The organism is Spirosoma sp. 209, assembly GCF_002006735.1.
In the GTDB taxonomy this organism is placed as follows: Bacteria; Bacteroidota; Bacteroidia; order Cytophagales; family Spirosomataceae; genus Spirosoma; species Spirosoma sordidisoli.
The window spans coordinates 178,171-200,530 of sequence record NZ_MVEC01000012.1 but is presented as its reverse complement, the minus strand read 5'-3'; the positions used below and the strand labels follow the sequence as shown (position 1 = coordinate 200,530).

Below are 22,360 nucleotides of genomic sequence, written 5' to 3'. Positions count from 1 at the left end.
ATGAATGAAAATAAATTTATCCAAAGGATCGTTTAGAAGGACCAACGCCACAAACGATCGGACCAGTTGCGACCGAAAAAGGCTGGCGATAATCAATATAGAAATGGGAGATAGTTGATAAACTGGCGCCTGCGTGCTACCGCACCAGTAGCCAGTTTATCGGGAAACTGCGACTACTTACCAGTAGAACTGCCCTGATTCTAAATAATACTTAAGTGGTAGGGTTTTCCCTATATTTTTGCAAAATTGGGTTTCCCCTATTACATATACCGATACTTTAATCCTAGTTTTGCTAAACAAAGTTCTATTTATCTGCGGTGACGACAACCCCGTTTGACATTTACCAGACAGGTTGTTCGGAACCGGATATAAACACTCAGCGTAGCGATAACTAACTAATTGGTAAACTATACCAGTACAGACATCAGATTTATTACTCAGGCAGGAAACGATACGAATACATGATACGAGTACTGATCGCGGATGATCATAATGTTTTTGTAGAGGGGATCGAATCGCTGATATCAGGCTCATCCGAAATAGAAGTAACGCAGCGCTGTTACAATGTCTCGTCCGTGGTGGAGTCGTTGAGAAGTTCGCCGATAGATGTGATTCTGCTGGATATTTCCTTCCCGCATATTGATGATGGATTGGGCCTCTGTGAGCAGATCACCCGCATTCACCCCAAAACGAAAGTGATTGCGCTGACCATGCACGACGACGCCAGCCTGATTAAACGGGTGGTCAAAAAAGGGGCAAAAGGATACCTGTTAAAGAATACGACCAAAACCGAGTTGTTGCAGGCGATTCGGACGGTTCATGATGAAAAGCAGTATTTCAATGAATCAATCATGCAGATTCTGCTGAACGATGAGCCAAGATCCCGAAAATCGTCGGTAGGGGCTGGACTGAAACCCAACCTCACCCCCCGCGAGTCGGAGGTGCTGGCCCTGATTGCGCAGGGACTCACCACGCAACAGATGGCCGCTCAGCTCTTTGTCAGTGCCAAAGCCGTTGAGTTTCATCGCAGTAGCTTACTCATGAAGTTTGGCGTGCCGAATACCGCCTTATTGATCAAAACCGCCATGGAGATGCATTGCATCGACTAGGCAACTAACCGCCAGCATCGCCTGTAGCCTGGTTCGTCGCTGCCAGATACGCTTCTGTTGTACCATAGATCCATGAATCTGTACGCATTACTTTTCTTCCTGCTGGGGTTGGGCGGACTGCTTCAACGAGCCGAAGCGCGGGCCGAAGTGCCGGCCGTCGACAGCTCCCGGAAAGCGATCCGTCAGATGCTGGTCGAGAAAAACTACCGGGGAGCGGCAAAAGCGTACCAGGAGCTGGGCTGGCTGTATCATCAGCAGTATGGCTACAACAAGTACACCATGGAAGCCTACTTCAATGGGATGAAGTACTACAGTCTGGCGGGCGATTCAGCCGGCTATTACAACGAGCACATTGTCATCGGCGATTATTATACCCACGATTTCTTCATGCAGTCGTCTGCCGAGCAGTACCTCAGAAAGGCGTTGCAGTTTTTTGTGCGGGTTAAAAATGTGCCAAAAATCATTGAATGTCGCCTGGATCTGGCCAATATCGATCAGAAACGGAATCCAGTACCGCCCACGCTGCTCACCGAGCTACGAGCGGTAGAACGCATCAGTGCTGAGCACAAAGAGCTTTATTTTCAGGCGTTTGCGCAGAACCTGCTGGCTAATACCTATTCGCGCGTCAAGCAACCCGACTCGGCTTACTTTTTTGCCAGCCGGAGCCTGGCGCTTTCCAAACAGGTACGGGTGAACTGGCTCATTGCCCTGAACCACTTTTATCTGGGCATCGTGGAGCAGTTCCGGAACCACCCCCAGGCTGCGCTGGACGAGTACCGCAAATCGCAGGCGCTGGCCAGAGCCGAAAACAACGTGGGGATGCTGCGTGAACTGGCCAAACACTCGGCCTACAGCTATGCCAGCATGGGCAATCACAAACGGGCCTATGACGAAATCCTGCTGTCGCTCGATTTTGCCGATCAGTTTTACCAGTCCGAACAAACCAAAAGTATTCGGCTGCAGGAGCTGGATAGCCAGATCAAAACCCTGGCCGTTGAGAAACAGCTGGCTGAAGAAAAAAGCCGCCACCAGCAGATGCTCAACTCGGGGCTGATAGCCGTCCTGATTATCAGCGTACTGGGCGTGGTGGCGCTGGTTTTTCTTCGGCGGCAGCAAAAGCTGATTGCGCATCAGCAGGCGGTTATTGCCCAGCAGCAGATCCGTCAGCTTGAGCTAAAGTCGTTGCAGGCCATGATCGAAGGGCAGGAAAGTGAGCGGAGCCGTATTGCCCGCGACCTGCACGATGGGCTTGGCATTCAGCTGTCGCGGATCAAACTGTTTGTCGAAGCCCATCAGGAACAGCTGCCATGCTCGGTGAAAGACCCGCTCAACCAGTTTCTGGACGAAGCCTGTACTGAAACTCGTCTGATATCCAATGACTTGCGACCCTACGCCCTGTCGACATTCGGGCTGGTACCCGCCGTTGAGGATCTGATCCAGAAACTGAATCTGGTCAACGAAACAAAGCTGTTCATTGAGCATTACGGCGACTTACCACCGTTGGGCGACGAGGCTTCGGTGATGCTTTTCCGGGTGCTTCAGGAGTTACTCAACAACGCGCTCAAACACGCGCAGGCCCAGTCTATTACGGTGCAGATTATGGCCAACGACGAAACCCTGCTGATCAGCGTCGATGACGACGGGCTGGGCGGCCATTTTCCCGAAAAGACGTCGACAGGCAACGGGATGGCCAACATCCGCTCCCGCATAGATTATCTCGGTGGGCAGGTCATGTGGCAGAGCGAACCCGATCGGGGTACGTCGGTCATGATCTCGCTACCCATGCACAAACTGGTCAGGCCAGGCACACCCGTCAATATCTGATCTACCCAGGCTGATGAACAGCTGAGCGAGCAATTATACCCTCAATTTCCTATTACCTCTATTGTCTTACTGTAACAATTGATTCTTTCTCCTATGATTAAACATGTGCTTTCTGGCTTCGTCCTGTTGAGCAGCTGGCTGCCGGTCAGTGCTCAGCAACGAACCGTTGCGAGCCCGGCTCCCGGCAATAATCGGGTAGCGATGGCCACACCAGGCGCTGCTAAACCGAGTACCGGAGTTCCTTCCGATGCTAAAGCGCTGATCAAAGGCACCGTCTCCGACGAAAAAGGGAACGGTTTGCCGGGCGCCACCGTCTCCGTGAAAGGCACCCAGATCGGGACCACAACGGATATCAATGGGGCGTTTTCGCTCAACATGCCTACTGGTAGCAAGGTGCTGGTGATTTCGTTCATCGGCATGAAAACGCAGGAGGTAGAGGTAGGCACCCGCACCACGCTCAACATCACCCTCCAAACCGGCGATCAGTCGCTCGACGAAGTGGTAGTCATCGGTTACGGTACGGCCAAACGGTCGGACGTAACCTCCTCGATCACGACGGTGAAAGCGGCCGATCTGAAAGATATTCCGGCGGCCGGAGTCGATCAGCTCCTGCAGGGTAAAGCGGCCGGGGTTACCGTAACCAGCAACGGTGGTCAGCCGGGTGGGGGCGTATCCGTAAAAGTTCGGGGGGTTACCTCCATCAATAGCAACGACCCGCTGTTCGTCATCGACGGGGTTCCCTTCATCGGTGGCAACACCTCGTCCAGCTCGGGCTATGCCGGTTTGGGTGGGGGCGACGGCCAGACGGGTAATAGCGTCATGGCCATGCTGAACCCCAACGATATCGAGTCCATCGACGTCCTCAAAGATGCCTCGGCCCAGGCTATCTACGGGTCGCAGGCGGCTAACGGGGTGATTCTGGTCACCACCAAAAAAGGGAAGCAGGGCGAAGGCAAGATCAATTATGAGATGTACACGGGGGTTTCTGAAGTAGCCCGGCGTCTCGACCTGATGGACCTGCGCGATTTTGCCCGCTACCAGAACGAAGTTCTTCCCATCATCGGCAATCCGGTGGCTGATGAGTTCAAAAACCCCGACCTTCTCGGACCCGGTACCGACTGGCAGGAAGCGATGTTCCAGCGCGGAACCATCAACAACCACCAGCTGAGCTTTTCGGGTGGCCGCGACAAGACGACCTACTACCTGTCGCTGAACTACTTCGACAACAAGGGTATTCTGCTGGGGTCTGACTTCAAGCGCTATGCCTCCCGGTTCAGCCTCGACAGCCAGCTCAAAACCTGGGTCAAAGTGGGTCTGAGCGCCAACGTATCCCGCAGTATCCAGAACGTATCGCTGGCCGATGCGGCCGAAGGGACCATCTGGTGGGGCGCGTCGACCAGCCCGCTGACGCCGGTAAAAAACCTCGATGGAACATGGGGTGGTGGTCAAACGGTGGGCGGTGTGCAGTATTATGGCTCTAACCTGGTCGGCAACAGCCAGTACCGCGGCAATACCAAAACGACCAATAACATCTTCGGAAGTCTCTACGCTGAATTTCAGCTGCTGAAGGATATATCGTTCCGCAACGAACTGTCGTATTCGCTGGGTCAGGATAACAACGTCGCTTTTCAGAAAGCCGGCAATGTAGGTAGTACCTCCTTCCGGAGTAAGCTGATCGACTCGCGTTCAGACAGTTACTACTGGTCGCTGACGAACTACCTGTCGTACAATAAGTACGTGAAGAAGCATGGTATTCAGGCCACGCTGGGTCACCAGGCGCAAAACTCCTATTACCAGAGCATCTCGGGTACGAAGGTCGACCTGCAGGCTAACATTTTTGACCTGAGCACCGGCAGTGCTGACCAGACGACCTGGGGCCTGAACGGCGGCAAAGGCCAGTGGGCCATGGAGTCGTACTTCGCGCGCGCCAACTATACCTACGACGACAAGTACTCGCTGGCTGCCAGTTTCCGGGCCGACGGATCGTCGAACTTTGGTCCTAACAACCGCTGGGGCTACTTTCCCGGGGTATCGGCTGGCTGGACGGTCTCGAACGAGAAATTCATGAAAGGGGCCATTGCCAACGTGCTGAGCTACACCAAGCTGCGGGTGGGCTACGGGATGGTCGGTAACCAGAACTTCCCGGGTGGTGCGCCTAACCCGGCCTACGTGGGTGCCGTTCAGTTCTTCTCGGGCCCGGTTGGGTTTGGTTCATCGAACATGATCAACGGGATTCCGAACCCGAACCTGAAGTGGGAGTCGGTCAGAACGACCAACGCCGGGGTCGACCTGGGCTTCTTCAACGGCCGGATCGACGCTACCATCGATGTGTATAAGAAAGTAACGTCAGACATGATCATCTTCCTGACCGGCCCGAACCTGATTGGTGTGGGCGATCAGTGGGACGATCTGAAAGCACCGCTGGGCAACGCCGGTCAGATGACCAACACCGGTATCGACGTCGGCATCACGACCACAAACATCAAACGGGGCAACTTCACCTGGCGGACCAATGCGGTGCTGACGCAGTTCACCAACAGCTACGACCGCGCGGCCAGTGCCGCTTCGGCCCTTGACGGTAAGGTGTATTACAACAACTACCTCATTACCCACACTACCCCCGGTCGGCCGGTCGGTTCGTTCTGGGGACTGGTAACGGATGGTCTGTACCGCACCCAGGCTGAGCTGGATCAGAGCCTGCCCCAGTTTGGCTATAAGGTAAACGAAACCGAAACCTGGCTCGGTGATATCCGGTACAAGGACATCAACGGCGACAAAAAGATCGACGCGCAGGATTACACCTTTATCGGTAGTCCGCTGCCCAAGTTCAGCTGGGGTCTGACCAACTCGCTGAACTACGGCGATTTCGATTTCTCGCTGTTCCTGCAGGGTAGTCAGGGGGCCAAGGCCTTCAACTTCCTGCGCTGGCAGCTGGAAGGGCTAAGCAATGCCTATACCAACCAGATGCGCACGGTCGTGGACCGCTACACGGAGTCGAATACGGATGGCGCCCTGCCCCGCTTCACGACGACCAACAAGAACAACACGGCCATGTCGGACCGGTATGTTGAGGATGCCTCGTACGCCCGCATTCAAAATATTACCCTGGGATACCGCCTGCCGAAAACGCTGCTGAACCGGGTGAAGATCCAGAACCTGCGCGTGTACGGGTCGATCCAGAACCTGAAGACGTTCACCAACTACTCGGGTTATGATCCGGAAATCGGGGCTTTCAACAACAGCATCAAACTGATGAACGTCGACACGGGCCACTACCCGAACCCCCGCACCTTCACCGTTGGCGCCAACCTGCAATTCTAATCATTGAGTGAATGCATGCTTGAGCGACCAGAACTCATCTACCGGCCTGGTACTCAATTGCACATTCACTCAATCACTCCATAGAAAAAATATGAAACTGAATCGCAAATCCATATATGCCCTGCTGGTTCCGGCGCTGTTGCTGTCGGCCTGCAAAGAGGATTTCATCGAACGCCCGTCGTTGTCAGGCACGACAACGGGTAACTACTATAATAATGCCGAAGAGGTGCGGGCGGCTACGAGTACGCTCTACAGTGGCCTGCCCTGGCGGAACTACGAAAGCCGGGCGCAGGATGCCATTGGTGACGTGATGTCGGGGAATATGTTTACCTATACCGACACGGAGTACCTGAACTTTTCGGTATCGTCGGCATCGGAGCGCATCGGTGCGGCCTGGGGGGCGTTTTACAAGATTATCGGTTACTCGAACGTAATGATCAAGACGTTCGAGGAGAAAAAAGCGGCCGGTGGCGACGCCAGCTACCTCGACCCGGCCATTGCCGAATGCCATTTCATCCGGGGTACCCTCTATTTCTACATTGCCAGAACCTGGGGAGCGGCTCCGATCATCACGGATCCGGGTGCTACGGCGCTGTCGGGTAACTTCAACATTCCGCGTTATCTGCAAAAGGATGTGCTGCGGTTCGCGCTCGAAGAGTTACAGGCTGCCGAAGCGGGTCTGCCCGAGTCTGACGTACCGGGCCGGTTGACCAAATATGTGGCTAAAGGCATGATGTCGAAGCTGTACCTCTACAATAAAGACTACGCCAACGCGAAAGCAAAAGCGGAGGAAGTGATCAACTCCGGCAAGTACACCCTGGTGAGCGATTACACCGGCATGTTCACCAAGATGAGCATGAACAACAACAGCGAATCGCTCTTCTCCATCCAGCACCAGTTCGCGCAGGATCCCTGGGGAACGGGTAACATCAAAAACCCCGACCGGGGCGCCGGTGCGTTACGCACTTCCGAAGCTGATGCCTGGGAGATGTACGTGCCTTCGCTGGATATCCTGAAGGAGTATGAGTTTGGAGACCTCCGCCGGCGCTGGTCTATCATGGAGCACGGCTGGACGAACCCGAGCTGGAAACCCCAGCGGGCCAACGCCCCCAAATACAATGCCTTCATGGCCAACGGGTTCAAATATGACACCCTGCAGCCCACCGAAGATGGCGGTAGCCTGAGCCCAACCCGGTCTAACATCACCAAATACTTCGCCGGGCCGGGTAAGAGTTTTGGCGGTGAGCCGGTCCTGGGTCAAAACTCGGGCAACAATGTAGTGCTGCTGCGCTATGCCGATATTCTGCTGATCTACGCCGAAGCTATTCTGGGCAGCAATGCCTCGACCTCGGATGCCAAAGCGCTGGAGGCCATTAACCGGGTAAGAAGCCGGGCTGGGCTGACCCCCCGCACATCGATCACCCTGGACGACATCATGCACGAGCGCCGGGTCGAGTTTGCCTTCGAAGGCGACTACTGGTACGATATTCAGCGGCAGGGCTTTACGAAGGCAAAAGCCATCATCGAGAAACAAAACCGGGGAACGACTACCAACCCGACCTACGTCAGCAATTTCACCGCAGACAAGATGTTTCTGCCGATACCCGCGGGTGAAATCGTGCAGGACCCCGAGCTGGGAAAAGAGCCTGTACCGTATTACAAATGAGTCATCTGACGAACCTGGCTGGCCATATGTATAGCCTGAATGACCAGCCGGGTTCAACTAAACAGGAAAATCAATGAAACCATATCGTATAAATTACCTGGCCGGACTGTCGATCCTGACCGTATTGGCCGGGGCCTCGCTCAGTGCCTGCGAAAAAGATACCGACGGCCGTCCGCAGATCAGTCCCGGTACCCCCGTCGCCACCAAGATCATGCCCGACTCAGCCGCCAGCGGTTCGGTCGTAACGCTCATCGGTACCGGCCTGGGCGACATCCGGTCGGTGGTGTTCGAGAAACAAAACGTGCCGGCGGGTTTCCAAACGACGCTGAACACGGCCGAATCGCTTATTTTCCGGGTGCCTACCGAGGCTTCGGGGGGAATGCAGAACATTACGTTCACCAACAGCGCGGGCCAGACAGTGTCGGTTCCGTTCAAAGTGCTGGCCTTCCCGTCGGTTACGGATGTGTCGAACTACAACTTCACCAAGGGCACTGTCATCACGATCAACGGCAATAACCTGGACGATGTAACGGCGGTGGCGGTGGCTGATTCGGTGAAAGGAATTTCGGATGCTGCGACGATCGTATCGAAAGAAAAGAAAAAGCTGGTCGTACAGATGCCCGCGTCGAGCCTGACCCGGGGAACGCTGAGCATCACCAACGCAACGGGGCGCATCCGGACCAAGCAGGAGTTTGTAAACGTCGATAAGGCGTACCAGATTTTTGTGGATTCGTACGGAACTGGTTTCCAGGATGGCTCCTGGGGCGATGCGGGGGTAGTCTCGACCAAGGAGTTTATGTCGGGGACCGCATCGGCGGCCAAAACGTACCAGAAAGGCAACTGGCACCTGATCGCCTTCGCCAACTGGTCGTCGTCGGCTATCAACTATTCGGCCGACTATACCTACATAACGGGCTGGATCAAAGGCGCTTCGGCCGACTATTCGCTCTACGTAACCACCGACGCCAGCAAAGGGGGCTTCGGCGATACGAACGAAGCCAACCGGATTGATGTGAAGGCGGGCGTCTGGAACTACTTCAAAATCAAACTGTCGGACATGGATTTCTGGCTGCCCGGCAAAACGTTGAAGCAGGTTGGCTTCCGCATCAAAGGCCCCGACAAGCAGGATGAGACCTTTTATTTCGATGATATTATGCTGGTGAAATAAACAACCAAAACGGGCGATTCGTCGACAGGACGGATCGCTCGTTTTATACCGAACAATGCCCAATACCTGCCCTTACCTTTTCTGATCCTCAACCTGTACCTTTTCTTTTCATGCATCCAGAACCGATCAGCCCTTTTTGGGGACTGCTTACCAAACACGTCCTTTTTCTGGCGTTTCTGGCCGGTTTCATGCGGTCCGGACTGGCCTGGGGCGCGGCTGACCCGGTTCGGATCGAAGCCGAAACCGGCGTGCTGACGGGCGTCACCATCGCCACTGCTACGGCGGGATTCTCCGGCACCGGCTATGTGACCGGGTTTGACCAGCCCACCGACAATCTCGTATTGACGATCAACGCCAAAGCGGGCCTTTATGAGCTACGCATCGGATATGCATCTCCTTTTGGGGACAAAGGGATTGATTTTCAACTCAACGCGGAGAAAGGGTCGGCAACGCTCAGGCAACGTGCTTCGTTCAGTACGGCCAGTCTGGGCATCTTCATGCTTCGGGAGGGCGCGAACAGATTGACCCTATCTACAGGATGGGGCTATTACGATGTCGATTACCTGCTGGCCACACCAACCGTTCCCACTATACCCATTCAACCTCCCAAAACACTGACCGACGCCCAGGCAACCGCGTCAACCCGCGGACTTTTTTCGTACCTGGTCGATCAATACGGCCGCAAGGTAATTTCGGGTCAGCAGGACGATGTGGAGTACATCCTCGAAAAGACCGGCAAAGAACCGGCCATCGGAGCCTTCGATCTGATCGACTACTCGCCCAGCCGGGTTGCCAATGGAGCCAGGCCCCTCCGCACCAGCGAAGCTATCATCGACTGGGCCAGGAAAGGAGAGGGGAGAGGCATCATCAGCCTGATGTGGCACTGGAACGCCCCATCCGATCTGATCAATCAGGCCCCCGACAAGCTTTGGTGGCGTGGTTTTTATACCGAAGCCACCACGTTTGATCTGTCGGCGGCTCTCGCTGATAAAAGCAGTGATCGATACAAACTCCTGCTACGCGATATCGATGCGATTGCCGACCAGCTAAAAAAGTTTCAGGCTGCCGACGTGCCGGTGCTCTGGAGACCGCTGCACGAAGCGCCGGGTGGCTGGTTCTGGTGGGGCGCCAAGGGAGCGGGACCGTTTCGGGAGCTTTGGCGGTTGACCTACGACCGGCTGACCAATTACCATAATCTGCATAATCTGATCTGGGTCTATACCGCAACTGATACGTTCAATGTCGACTGGTACCCGGGCGATTCATTTGTCGACGTGGTCGGGCTGGACGTGTATGCCGATGCGTCGGCCAACCTGAGCGGTAACTGGAAGAGCGCGCTGGATCAGCTTAACGGCAAAAAGCTGATTACCCTGTCAGAAACCGGCCATGTGCCCAACGCCAGTACCGTCCGCGGGTTTGGCACCTGGTGGTCCTGGTTTTCGGTCTGGACGGGGACGGATTACATAAAAAAGCAACCCATTCCGTCCCTACAGGCGGTCTTTACCGATGCCGATGTCATTACGCGCGATGAGTTGCCCAACTGGCGGCTGGCATCCCCCGGGTTGGTGACCAGCGTAGAACCGTCGTCTCCGTTTCAGCTGACCCTGCTCGGAAATCCAATCCAGGGCGATCAGATTCAGCTTGAACTTACCAACCCCGACCAGATACCCCTGACGTTACTGGTAACGGACCTGCGCGGTTCACGCGTGCTGGAGCGGACTGTAGAATCGACCACCCGGGTGATCCGGCAAAAGCTGCCACCAACCCTGCGGGCGGGCGTTTATTTTCTGCAGGTCAGCAGTCCTCGGGGTGTCAGTACGTTCCGGATTGTCAACTACTAGGAACCGGGTGGGTCGCTAAAAGGCGCAGATATTGCATTTATTCTATAGGCATTACTAATATTTTGGCCAATCCGTATTAGGCCGGGGTTAGCGTTAGCAGGATGTTCGAATTGCGGGATAGATTTGGGCGGGCAACTCACCAGACAGGCACCTGATCGAGGGTGGGGTGGGTGCAGGCCCGGCTGGTTGTCTGCCAAAAAAACATCCCCCTGCTTATGCGTAACCTGTACCTCACTTTCCTTGGTTTTCTGCTTCTGATCGACTGTACCCTGGCCCAGGTTAGTCCGGCACCCAACCCGGCCAACACCTACCAGTTCAAGAACGGGCTGGTGGCTCTGACAGGGAGCCGCTACGGCCGCGAAGCGGTCTATACCGATCCGCTCGCCTATCAGCTGTATACCAGCACCCTCCGGCAACCCAAAGAAGGCTCTCTGTTTGGCATGAACGAACAGGGTCAGGAAATCCGCTGGCAAACCGTAACTGCCGATAGTCTGAACCGCCTTCGTCCATCCAGCGCGTTTCGTGTAAACGGCGGAGCGCCAGCCGGTCCGGGCGTGACGACAGGCAGTCTGCGGGGCGGGCTGGGCAGTGGTGGGGGATATACCTATCTCACTTACGAAGCCAGAAAGGAGCAGGTCGCTATCCTGAACATCAGGGGGAACAGCAATGTCTATGTCAACGGGGAGCTACACATGGGCGATGCCTACAGCATGGGCTACCTGCATATACCCGTAAAACTTAGAAAAGGCCTTAACGAATTGTATGTGCGCGGGGTGGGCGTGAGCGCGTCCCTGGTTTTTCCTGACAAAGCAGTTCTGCTCCGCACCGACGATCCAACGCTGCCCAGCATCCGGCTGGGCGAACCCAATACTTCCCTGCAGGGGGCTGTGGTCGTAATCAACACAACAAATGGCCGACTGACGGGCCTGCAACTGACCAGCCAGCTGGGTGGCCGGGAGGTAACAGTCGAACTGCCTGCCATTCCGGCCCTGTCGAGCCGGAAAGTTGTTTTTGGTTTCGATGGCAGCGCGATCAAAACGGCGGGGTCGCATACCTGCGGGCTGCTGCTGCGCCAGCAGGGAAAACGGCTCGAACAGGCTTCGATAGCGGTAGAGGCCGTGGGGCCGGGGGCGTCGTATAGCAAAACCTTTATCAGCGCGATCGACGGGAGTCTTCAATATTATTCGGTAACGCCACCCACTTCCGGGACCGGAGCTGCCGCTCTGTTTTTGTCGGTTCATGGGGCTGGGGTCGAAGCGTCGGGACAGGCACGTGCCTACAAATCCAAGGCGTGGGGAACGCTGGTGGCGGCTACCAATCGCCGACCGCGGGGGTTCAACTGGGAGGACTGGGGCCGGCTCGATGCCCTCGAAGTGTTAGACCTGGCCCGTAAGCAGTTTAAACCGGACCCCACCCGTATTTATCTGACCGGGCATTCGATGGGGGGCCACGGCACCTGGTTTCTGGGCGCTACCTATCCCGACAAGTGGGTCGCTATTGCTCCCTGCGCGGGCTACCCGACCCTGAAAGAATACGGTTCTGCCGATGGGGTTATCCCCGACACGAGCCGTAACCCACTCGAACAAACGCTCTTGCGGGCGGGCAACCAGAGCGATGTCCTCAAGCTGACGACCAATTATAAACCCGTGGGGGTGTACATCTTTCACGGCGACGCTGATCGCACGGTTCCGGTTTCGTATGCGCGGCAGATGCGCAAACTCCTGGGTAGTACCCAGCCAGACATGAGCTATTACGAGTACCCGGGCGGTAGTCACTGGTTTGGCGATCATAGCGTTGACTGGCCACCGCTGTTCGATTATTTCCGCTGGCATCAGCGCCTGGCCGACTCACTGGTCAATACCATTGATTTCACCACGGCTAATCCGGGTATATCCGCTTCCTTCCGGTGGGCGTCGATCGAGCAGCAGAGTCAGCCGCTGTTGTACAGTCGCATTCAGCTTAGCCGGACCGACCGGGCCATAACGGGCAAAACGACCAACGTAACCCAGTTGAAACTGGCCCTGGACGACTTCGGTACCGACACCCGCCTGACAATCACTCTGGATAGTCTGCCTGCGCTCGACTACCAGACCCGGAGCAGCCATGACACGCTGCACGTCCGCAAAGACACAAACGGCTGGCGCATCGTACCCCCTGCCAGTCTGGCGCACAAGGGCCCTCACCGGTACGGCACCTTCAAAGACGGATTCAACCACAACATGGTGTTTGTCTATAGCACCCGCGGAACAAAAGAAGAGAACGACTGGAGCTGGCAAAAAGCCCGCTACGACGCTGAAACCTGGTACTACCGCGGCAACGGCTCCGTCGATATCATTCCAGACACCGATTTCTCCCTGGTTACCCATGCCAACCGGGGCGTTATCCTGTTCGGTAATGCCAATACCAATGCCGCCTGGTCGCTGTTGCTGGCTGATAGTCCAATTCAGGTGCAGCGGAATCGGATACAGGTGGGCGGTCAGCAGTGGCAGGGCGATGATCTGGCCACCTACTTTGTCTGGCCGATCAAGGGGTCAGCCACAGCCTCGGTGGCGGTGGTTAGTGGAACCGGACTGAAGGGCATGAAAGCAGCATTAGCCAATCAATATTTCGCCGGTGCCAGTGGATTCCCGGATTACATGGTTTTTGGTCTGGACATGCTGCTCAAGGGGGGAGAGGGGTTAAAAACAGCCGGATTTTTTACCAATGAGTGGCAACTGATTCCTTGACGATTTTACGGGTAGTATTAACTAGCCTTTTAAGTAAATGGGCAAATGGAGCCGGGTATATGTACTTACTATAGCTTAATCCTGGCTTAACATACACCAATGTGTTGAAATTGGTCACGAATATAATTAGTAATCAATACTACTCTTTAAAGCACATATAGCCCGTAAATATTGTATTTTAATAATTAATAATATAACTTGGCAAATATTATGAAAAATAACGGCATCAATCCGTCTATTTAAAAAAATATTTTAAAAATCACTGATATATTTGTCTCTGGTATAAGCAGTGCAAAGATTATGCGGTGCAAAAGCGTTGTATCCCGATTTTGGGTCATATAAACGTCTTTTTGCAAAATTTTATAAAAGTTAATATACGGTTAACTCAGCTTGTACCAGTCTTATACGTAGGAAAATGGGCAACTCCAGGCGCTTGCCTGCCATGCTTGAGTAATAATCTGCGTAATCGCCAGCAATCGCTACTGGCCATGAACAGCACCGGACAGAGCCGGTTTGGCAAACCCGTCGGGACACCATCGTGATTGAATCAACCCCAGTACAGTTAATCTATAACCATAACTTAAAAACACATGAGAGAATGTAGAAACAGGTTTACGTATTTGTTGACCTTCTTCCTGCTCAGCTGCTGTCTGGCTCAGGCCCAGCAAGTAAGTATACAGGGGAAAGTGTCCGAGAATGCCACTGATGTGATTCCTGGCGCTAACGTTCTGATCAAGGGAACGAACAGGGGTACCGTTACCGACGCCGAAGGCCGGTTTACCATCACCGCAGCCAAAGGAAACATACTGGTTGTACAGGCGCTGGGCTTTCAGGCTCAGGAGATTACGGTGGGCGATCAGACGACCCTCAACGTTACGCTGGCGGTGAGCGACAGAACACTCGACGAGGTGGTTGTCACGGCTTTGGGTATTGCCAAAGACAAGAAAGTACTCTCGTATGCGGTGACGGAGGTGCAGGGGTCGAATCTGACCCAGGCGCGGGAAATTAACCTGGGTAATGCACTGGCTGGCCGGGTGGCCGGTCTGAACGCTACCAGCACGGCTACGGGTCCGGCAGGATCGAGCCGGGTTATTATCCGTGGTAACGGTTCGCTCAGTGGTAACAACCAGCCTTTGTACGTGATCAATGGTGTACCCATCGATAATACCAACGTAAACTCGGCCGGTATGTGGGGTGGTAACGACTCGGGCGATGGTCTGAACAGTATCAACCCCGACGATATCGAGACGATTTCGGTACTGAAAGGCGGTACGGCGGCCGCTCTCTATGGCTCCCGTGCATCGAACGGGGTTATTCTGATCACGACCAAGACGGGTAAAGGCCAGAAGGGCATCGGCGTTGAATATAACGGTACCTACACCATGGATCGTCCGTTCAACCTGACCGACTGGCAGTATGAATACGGCTCGGGGTTCAGAGGAGTTAAACCGGCCACCAAAGATGAAGCCATTGCCTATGGCGTTCAGTCATGGGGCGCGAAACTGGATGGCTCGCCGGTGGTACAATTCGACGGCGTGAGTCGTCCTTACTCGCCCCAGCGCGACAATGTGAAGAACTTCTACAACGCCGGCAGCACCTTTACCAATACGGTAGCGGTAGCCGGTGGCAACGAAACGGCCAGTTTCCGTTTCTCGGCGTCTAACCTGGATTCGAAAAGCGTTGTACCCAATGCCGGCTTCAACCGGAAGTCGTTCAACCTGAGCGCAAACGCCAACCTGTCGAAGAAAGTGGTCTTTGAAGGGGTTGGTCAGTACAACGTGGAAGAAGGCAACAACCGGACGTATTTATCTGACACACCTAAAAATCCGAACTACGCCGTACAGATGGTTGCTACGAACGTAGACATCCGTAGCCTGGATCCGGGTTATGACAGCCGGGGATACGAAGCACTCTGGAACAGCAACGTGTATGCGCAGAACCCTTACTTTGTGGTCAACAAAGTAAAGAACACCGATATCCGGAACCGGTTCCTGGGTTCGTTCAGTCTGCGGTACAACATCACCGACTTCCTGTACCTGCGGGGCCGGGTCGGCACGGATAACAACCAGCTGAAATACCTCGACATTGAACCAACTGGTCTGGCTTATTCGACCCTCGGCGCCATGAGCCGTCGGCAGGTTCAGATTCAGGAAACCAACTCGGAGGTATTGCTGGGCTTCAACAAGGATTTCGGCCCCATATCGGTGAACGCCATCGCCGGTGGAAACCGCATGCGCCGGTCAACGGAGGAGATGAGTTTCCGGGGCAGCCAGTTCAACGTACCGTTCAACTACTTCCTGGATAATACGATCAACAAAACGCCGGGCTATTCGTACAATGGTTTCGGGATCAACTCGCTCTTCGCATCGACCGATATCGGCTATCAGAACGTTCTGTTCCTGACCCTGACCGGTCGCCAGGACTGGTTCTCGACGCTGGCCAAGGCTAATAACAGCCTGTTCTACCCCTCGGCGGGTTTGAGCTTTGCGTTCTCCGACGTGCTTCGTAACCGGGGCAACTGGCTGAACTACGGTAAAGTACGCGCTTCGATCGCCCAGGTGGGTGGTGGTTACCCGAACCCGTATGCGCTCAACCTCACCTATGGCCTGGAAGCCAACTCGTACATTGGCGGGGTGCCGCTGATGAAGATCAACACCAACGACGGCACCATCCCGAACGCCCTGCTGCAGCCCAACACCTCGACCACAACCGAGCTGGGTCTGGAAGGCAAGCTGTTCAACAACAAACTGGGCGTTGACCTGACCCTGTACAAGCGGGTGACGAAAAACGATCCGGTGGCAGCCTCGACCTCGACTGCGTCGGGCTACGGAAAAGTCCTGCTGAACGTGGGTGAAGTGGTCAACAAAGGAATCGAGCTGTTGCTGACGGGTACGCCCTTCAAAACCAACAGCGGCTTTACCTGGAACCTGGCCTACAACGTAGCCTACAATGACAACAAAGTCATCAAGATTTCGGATCAGATCAAAGTGCTGGAGTTGGATCAGTCGCGTACCCAGAGTGCGTACATCTATCACTTCGAAGGGCAGCCGTACGGGATGATTGCGGGCTACAAAGCCATGCGCGATGCCAACGGAAACATCGTGTACAACGAAACGACCGGTATCCCGATGCGGAGTGAGTTCACGATGTTGGGTCGGGGTGTTCCGCCCCTGACGATGGGTCTGACCAATACCTTCACCTACAAGAATTTCTCGCTGAGCTTCCTGGTCGATGGTAAATTCGGTGGCAAATTGTACAGTGCTACCAACTACTTCGCCTACAGCACCGGCTTGTCGAAAGAGACGCTGGTTGGTCGCGAGTCGGGTCTGACCGTTACGGGGGTAACTACGAAAGGCGACGCCTTCTCGAAAACCTTCGCGGGCAAGGATGTTCAGGATTACTACAAAGGCCTGACAACCATCACCGATCAGTTTGTGTACAGCTCCGATTTCGCCAAGCTGCGTCAGTTTACGCTGGGTTACTCGCTGCCGAGAACGTTCCTGGCCAAAACCCCGATTCAGTCGGCCAGCTTGTCGCTCGTTGCCCGTAACCTGCTGATTCTGTACAACCAGGTGCCGAACGTTGATCCGGAGTCGACCTACAACAGCGGCAATGGTCAGGGACTCGAAATGTTTGGTGTGCCCCCGGCCCGTAGCTACGGTCTGAACCTGATGGTTAAATTCTAACAGCCACCGATCTTAACTCATTTTTATATGTTGACATACAGTAAAAAAAGACGATTGCCTATCCTGACGGCCTTACTGGCAGCCAGCCTGCTGGTGTCGTCCTGTGACCAGGGTTTTGAAGAACTCAATACCAACCCGAACGCGCTGACCGAGCCGGTAGTACCGAACCTGCTTTCGTACAGCATCGTGAAAACGGCGGGTACTGGCTACGAGAACCACCGGGGTAACCTGATCTATGCCGGGGCTATCATTCAGCATTTTGCCTCGCTGAACCCCTACTGGGCCGGCGACAAATACCTGTATAACGGACCCTATTCGGATGCCTTTTTCGAAACCGCTTACGGGTCGCACGTGAAGGAGCTGGAGCAGATTATTTCGATTACGAAAGATAATCCGGCGCAGTCGACCCTGTACAATGTGGCGCGTATCTGGCGGGTGTTCGGCTACCACCGCATCACCGATCTGTACGGCGATGTGCCGTATTCGGAAGCGGGCAAAGGCTATCTGAGCAGCACCTTCTCGCCCAAGTACGACAAGCAGGCCGACATTTATGCCGACTTGCTGAACGAGCTGGACCAGGCGGCCCAGGGCCTCGACGCTACCAAAACGGGATACGGTACGTCTGACCTGATTTATGGCGGTGATCTGACCAAATGGAAAAAGTTTGCCTACTCGATGATGCTGCGGCTGGGCATGCGCCTGACGAAGGTCGATCCGGCCAAAGCCGAGTTGTACGTGAAGAAAGCCATTGCTGGGGGTGTCATGCAGAGCAACGACGACATTGCCAAGCTGAATCATGCCGATGGCGACGACAACAAACGGAACCTGGACGCCAACACGCTCAGAACCCAGGAGTACGATGCCGCGAACCTGAAAGGAAAGGCCAACAGCAAGCTGAGCAAGACGTTTGTCGATTTCCTCAGGAACAACAATGACCCGCGTCTGCCGTTCATCGCTACCCTCTGGCAGGGTAATGCCAGCGCTACCGCCGAAGCAACAGCCACGAACCCGACTGTACAGAAGGGGCTGCCCAATGGCTATGATGCGACTACGATCAAAACCCTGATCCCGAGCTGGAACGACAATTCGATCACCGAGTACTCCGAGGCTAACCTGAACAAGATCGCCAGCAACTCGGCCCCGACCCTGTTCCAGACCTATGCGGAGGTTGAATACCTGCTCGCCGAAGCCGCCCTGCGTGGCTGGGGCGATGGCCAGGCGGCCCTGCATTACAACCGCGGGGTAACCGCAGCCATGAGCATGATGTCGCTATTTGGGGGTACGATACCGCAAAGTGCGATTACGGCTTATCTGACAGCCCATCCGTACCTGGCAACCGGCACCACGGCTCAGCAGATGGAACAGATCGGCACCCAGTACTGGGCCGTCAACTTCCTGAACTCGTACGAGGCATACGCCAACTGGCGCCGGACGGGCTACCCGGTGCTGACGCCGACCAATTTCCCCGGCAACGAAACCGGCGGAACGATCATGCGTCGGTTGCGGTATCCGGCTTCGGAAGCCAGCCGGAATGCGGCTAAATACAACGCTGCCGTTGCCGTTCAGGGTCCAGACCTGTTCACGACCCGGGTATGGTGGGATAAACAATAACGATCTGGCTCATTCTGTTTAAATTACGGGTTAATAGGCCGTGGCCAACCAGCGGTTTATTAACCCGTAACTACGTTGATGCATCGCTCTCTGCTGTCATACATGAACCGAAACCCGCTGGTCGCTTTGTTTGGGCTGATGGCCCTGCTGGTTCCGACCGGTCTCCAGGCCCAGTTTACCCGGCTGGCTCCGGAGCAGACGGGCATACGGTTCACCAACCAGCTAACCGAAACGGAAGAGCAGAATGTATTGGCCTACGAGTATTTTTATAACGGAGGGGGCGTGGCCGTCGGGGATCTGAACAACGACGGTCGGCCTGACCTCTATTTTACGGGTAATATGACGCCCGACCGGCTGTACCTGAACGACGGCAACCTGCGTTTCACCGACCGGTCTGCCTCGGCCGGAATCGGTCAGGGACCGGGCTGGAAAACAGGCGTTACCCTCGTTGACATCAACCGAGATGGCTGGCTGGATATTTACGTATGTTACTCCGGCAATGGCGACCCGGCCATTCGGCGAAACCGGTTGTACATCAACAATCACCTCGACAAAAAAGGGCAGCTGACGTTTACGGACCAGGCCGCTCAGTACGGACTTGACTCACCCGCCTACAGTACCCAGGCCGTCTTTTTCGACTACGACAGGGATGGTGATCTGGACTGCTTCCTGCTTAACCACAATATCAAAGACTTCAAACGATTCGACGCAGCGCTGACCAAAGCCATGCGGGACGAATTTGCCGGGGATAAACTCTTCCGGAACGATAACAACAGGTTTGTCGACGTCAGCGAATCGGCCGGTATCAAAGGTAACCCCATCGGCTTCGGACTGGGCGTAGCCGTGGCCGACATCAACCTCGACGGCTGGCCCGATCTGTACGTATCCAACGATTATATTGAACAGGATTACCTGTACCTCAACGACGGCAAGGGCCACTTTGTCGACCAGCTCGACCAGGCCATCGGCCACCTGAGTTACTTCTCCATGGGGAACGAGGTCGTCGACATGAACAACGACGGCTGGCCCGACATCTTTACCCTCGACATGCTGCCCGAAGACAACCGGCGGCAGAAACTGCTCTACGGGCCCGAGAACTACGAGGTCTACCAGAACATGCTGCGCAACGGCTTCTCCCACCAGCTGATGCGGAACATGCTGCAACTCAACAACGGAAACACGGGCCAGAAAGCCGGATCGATTAACGTGCCTACCTTTAGCGAGATTGGTCAGCTGGCCGGTATCTCCAATACCGACTGGAGCTGGGCTCCGCTTGTTGCCGATTTCGATAACGACGGCTGGAAAGACCTGTTCGTAACGAACGGCTATCTGCGCGACTATACGAATATGGACTTCATGAAGTTCTATGCCGATGCCCAGCTGAAAGCGTCAAAAGGAAGCCCGACGGCCATGATGGATATTCTAAAACAGATGCCATCGTCGGCGACGAAGAACTATATATTCAGAAATACAGGACAGCTCACCTTCGACAATAAAGGCAAGGATTGGGGATTCGACCAGCCCCTGTTATCAAATGGAGCGGTTTATGCGGACCTCGACGGGGACGGCGATCTGGAAATCATTACCAATAACGTAAACGAACCCGCTGCCATCTACCGCAACGATAACCCCCGCCAGCATTACCTGGCCATCCAGCTCGGTGAGAGTACCGCCACGGCCGCTATTGGCGCTAAGGTCTGGGTGTATGCCGGCGGTATGCAGCAGTATCAGGAATTCAATTCGTCGAGAGGGTTCGAATCCAGTATGTACGGCCCGCTGCATGTCGGTTTAGGTAAACAAACCGCAGCGGATAGCATCCGGATTGTCTGGCCCGACAACCGGACCCAGCTGCTTCGGAATGTCAGAGCGGATCAGAAACTGGTCGTTCGCTACAAAGGCGCCGACAAACCGTATGTATATCAGCCGATAGAGAAGCCGCTCTATACCGCTGTACCGGCCGATTCGACGTTGTACCGACATCGTGAGGATGTCTATAATGACTTCAAGCGGCAGCCGCTCATGCCTAATATGCTGTCTAATCAGGGGCCCCATCTGGCGCAGGGCGACGTAAACGGCGACGGCCTGGTAGATCTGTATGCCCCCGGCGCCAAAGGACAGGCTGGCCAGCTACTGATTGGGCAGGCCGACGGTACGTGGAAACCGATGGCCCAGCCCGCCTTTACGGCCGACAAGCTGAGCGAAGATACCGACGCCTTGTTTGTTGATGTCGACGGCGATGGTGATCAGGACCTGTACGTCGTCAGCGGGGGCTACGCCTACCTGCCCGACGACCTGCTGCTGAACGACCGGCTCTACCTGAACGACGGAAAGGGCAACTTCAGCCGATCGGCCGACGCGCTGCCGGGCGATCAGAGCAGTGATGCCTGCGTTGTGGCGCTGGACATTGATAAAGACGGTGACCAGGATTTGTTCGTGGGGGGGCGGGTTCGTCCGGGCTTTTACCCGCAGGCGGTCAGCAGCCGTATCCTGATCAACGATGGGAAAGGAAATTTTGTCGAGGCCACAGCCCAGCTGGCGCCTTACCTGAAAAACCTGGGTATGGTAACCGATGCGCTGGCATTCGATGCGGATCGCGATGGCTGGAACGACCTGGTTCTGGTGGGCGAGTGGATGCCGGTGCTGTTGTTGAAAAATCAGCAGGGACGTCAGCTGGCAACACCCCGTCCGTTGACCGCTGCGGGCTGGTGGAACCGGGTCGAAGCCAGTGACCTCGACGGCGATGGCGATACGGATCTGGTGCTGGGCAATTTTGGGAAGAACTGCCAGCTGAAACCTTCTGAAAGGGAACCCGTTCGCATCACCTATGCCGACTTTGACCAGAACGAGTCGATCGATCCGTTTCTGACGTACTACATTCAGGGCAAACCGTTCCCCCTGGCCACCCGCGATGAAGCGCTGAACCAGATGTTCTCCCTGCGTCGGAAGTTTACCACCTACCAGGCCTATGCCGAAGCCAGCCTGACCGACATGCTAACGCCCGAACAGCTCAGCCAGGCGGATACCCTCCAGGCTACCCAGTTTGCGTCGGGTATGCTGGAGAACACGGGAAACGACGCCTTTATCTGGCACGAACTGCCGACAGAAGCTCAGTTTGCGCCGGTATTTGCTATTGCCTTCCTCGACGCCGATCAGGATGGCAGGACTGATCTGCTGCTGGCTGGTAATCAGTCGAGTACCCGAATAAAAATCGGAAAGATGGACGCCAGTTACGGCCAGCTGTTCCGAAATGAAGGAAAACTACAGTTTTCGTGCGTTCCCCAGACCCGGTCCGGCTTCGTCGTGAAAGGCGATGTTCGGGATGTGGTGGTGGCAGGCAAAGGCGCTCAACAGCATATCCTGTTCGGGCGGAATAACAACACGATGGAGGTGTACCGAAAAAAACCATAG

General features: G+C 55.1%; 10 protein-coding genes. All 10 read left to right on the top strand.

Going from position 1 to position 22,360, the window contains the following annotated elements; translation table 11 throughout:
* The first annotated feature begins 461 nt into the window (after nt 1–461).
* The 10 genes from B1C80_RS20045 (at nt 462) to B1C80_RS20000 (ending at nt 22,360) form a co-directional block, all read left to right on the top strand.
* Nucleotides 462–1,109 carry a response regulator transcription factor gene (locus B1C80_RS20045; RefSeq protein WP_077922988.1) on the top strand — a complete coding sequence of 216 codons (648 nt, stop codon included), beginning with the start codon at nt 462–464 and terminating at the stop codon, nt 1,107–1,109.
* A 72-nt stretch (nt 1,110–1,181) separates the two neighbouring features.
* On the top strand, nt 1,182–2,933 hold the full coding sequence (locus B1C80_RS20040; RefSeq protein ID WP_077922987.1) for a sensor histidine kinase: 1,752 nt from the start codon (nt 1,182–1,184) through the stop codon (nt 2,931–2,933).
* Nucleotides 2,934–3,026: 93 nt separating this feature from the next.
* Nucleotides 3,027–6,254, top strand: a complete 3,228-nt coding sequence (locus B1C80_RS20035) for a TonB-dependent receptor (RefSeq protein ID WP_077922986.1) — start codon at nt 3,027–3,029, stop codon at nt 6,252–6,254.
* 91 nt (nt 6,255–6,345) lie between these two features.
* Nucleotides 6,346–7,920, top strand: a complete 1,575-nt coding sequence (locus B1C80_RS20030) for a RagB/SusD family nutrient uptake outer membrane protein (RefSeq protein ID WP_077922985.1) — start codon at nt 6,346–6,348, stop codon at nt 7,918–7,920.
* A gap of 73 nt (nt 7,921–7,993) precedes the next feature.
* Nucleotides 7,994–9,088, top strand: coding sequence for an IPT/TIG domain-containing protein (locus tag B1C80_RS20025; protein ID WP_077922984.1), 1,095 nt, complete (start codon nt 7,994–7,996; stop codon nt 9,086–9,088).
* 110 nt (nt 9,089–9,198) lie between these two features.
* Nucleotides 9,199–10,929: a glycosyl hydrolase gene (locus B1C80_RS20020; protein ID WP_129605618.1), complete on the top strand. Its 1,731-nt coding sequence runs from the start codon at nt 9,199–9,201 to the stop codon at nt 10,927–10,929.
* A gap of 215 nt (nt 10,930–11,144) precedes the next feature.
* The gene (locus B1C80_RS20015; protein ID WP_077923008.1) at nt 11,145–13,655 is read left to right on the top strand and encodes a prolyl oligopeptidase family serine peptidase; all 2,511 of its coding nucleotides are present in this window, start codon (nt 11,145–11,147) and stop codon (nt 13,653–13,655) included.
* Between the two features lie 620 nt (nt 13,656–14,275).
* Nucleotides 14,276–17,341, top strand: a complete 3,066-nt coding sequence (locus B1C80_RS20010; protein WP_236648854.1) for a SusC/RagA family TonB-linked outer membrane protein — start codon at nt 14,276–14,278, stop codon at nt 17,339–17,341.
* A 27-nt stretch (nt 17,342–17,368) separates the two neighbouring features.
* On the top strand, nt 17,369–18,952 hold the full coding sequence (locus B1C80_RS20005; protein WP_077922982.1) for a SusD/RagB family nutrient-binding outer membrane lipoprotein: 1,584 nt from the start codon (nt 17,369–17,371) through the stop codon (nt 18,950–18,952).
* A 78-nt stretch (nt 18,953–19,030) separates the two neighbouring features.
* Nucleotides 19,031–22,360: a VCBS repeat-containing protein gene (locus tag B1C80_RS20000; RefSeq protein WP_077922981.1), complete on the top strand. Its 3,330-nt coding sequence runs from the start codon at nt 19,031–19,033 to the stop codon at nt 22,358–22,360.

Coding starts and splice junctions, on each gene's coding strand:
- B1C80_RS20045 (WP_077922988.1), top strand. CDS start 462: ATGATACGAGTACTGATCGCGGATGATCATAATGTTTTTGTAGAGGGG.
- B1C80_RS20040 (WP_077922987.1), top strand. CDS start 1,182: ATGAATCTGTACGCATTACTTTTCTTCCTGCTGGGGTTGGGCGGACTG.
- B1C80_RS20035 (WP_077922986.1), top strand. CDS start 3,027: ATGATTAAACATGTGCTTTCTGGCTTCGTCCTGTTGAGCAGCTGGCTG.
- B1C80_RS20030 (WP_077922985.1), top strand. CDS start 6,346: ATGAAACTGAATCGCAAATCCATATATGCCCTGCTGGTTCCGGCGCTG.
- B1C80_RS20025 (WP_077922984.1), top strand. CDS start 7,994: ATGAAACCATATCGTATAAATTACCTGGCCGGACTGTCGATCCTGACC.
- B1C80_RS20020 (WP_129605618.1), top strand. CDS start 9,199: ATGCATCCAGAACCGATCAGCCCTTTTTGGGGACTGCTTACCAAACAC.
- B1C80_RS20015 (WP_077923008.1), top strand. CDS start 11,145: ATGCGTAACCTGTACCTCACTTTCCTTGGTTTTCTGCTTCTGATCGAC.
- B1C80_RS20005 (WP_077922982.1), top strand. CDS start 17,369: ATGTTGACATACAGTAAAAAAAGACGATTGCCTATCCTGACGGCCTTA.
- B1C80_RS20000 (WP_077922981.1), top strand. CDS start 19,031: ATGCATCGCTCTCTGCTGTCATACATGAACCGAAACCCGCTGGTCGCT.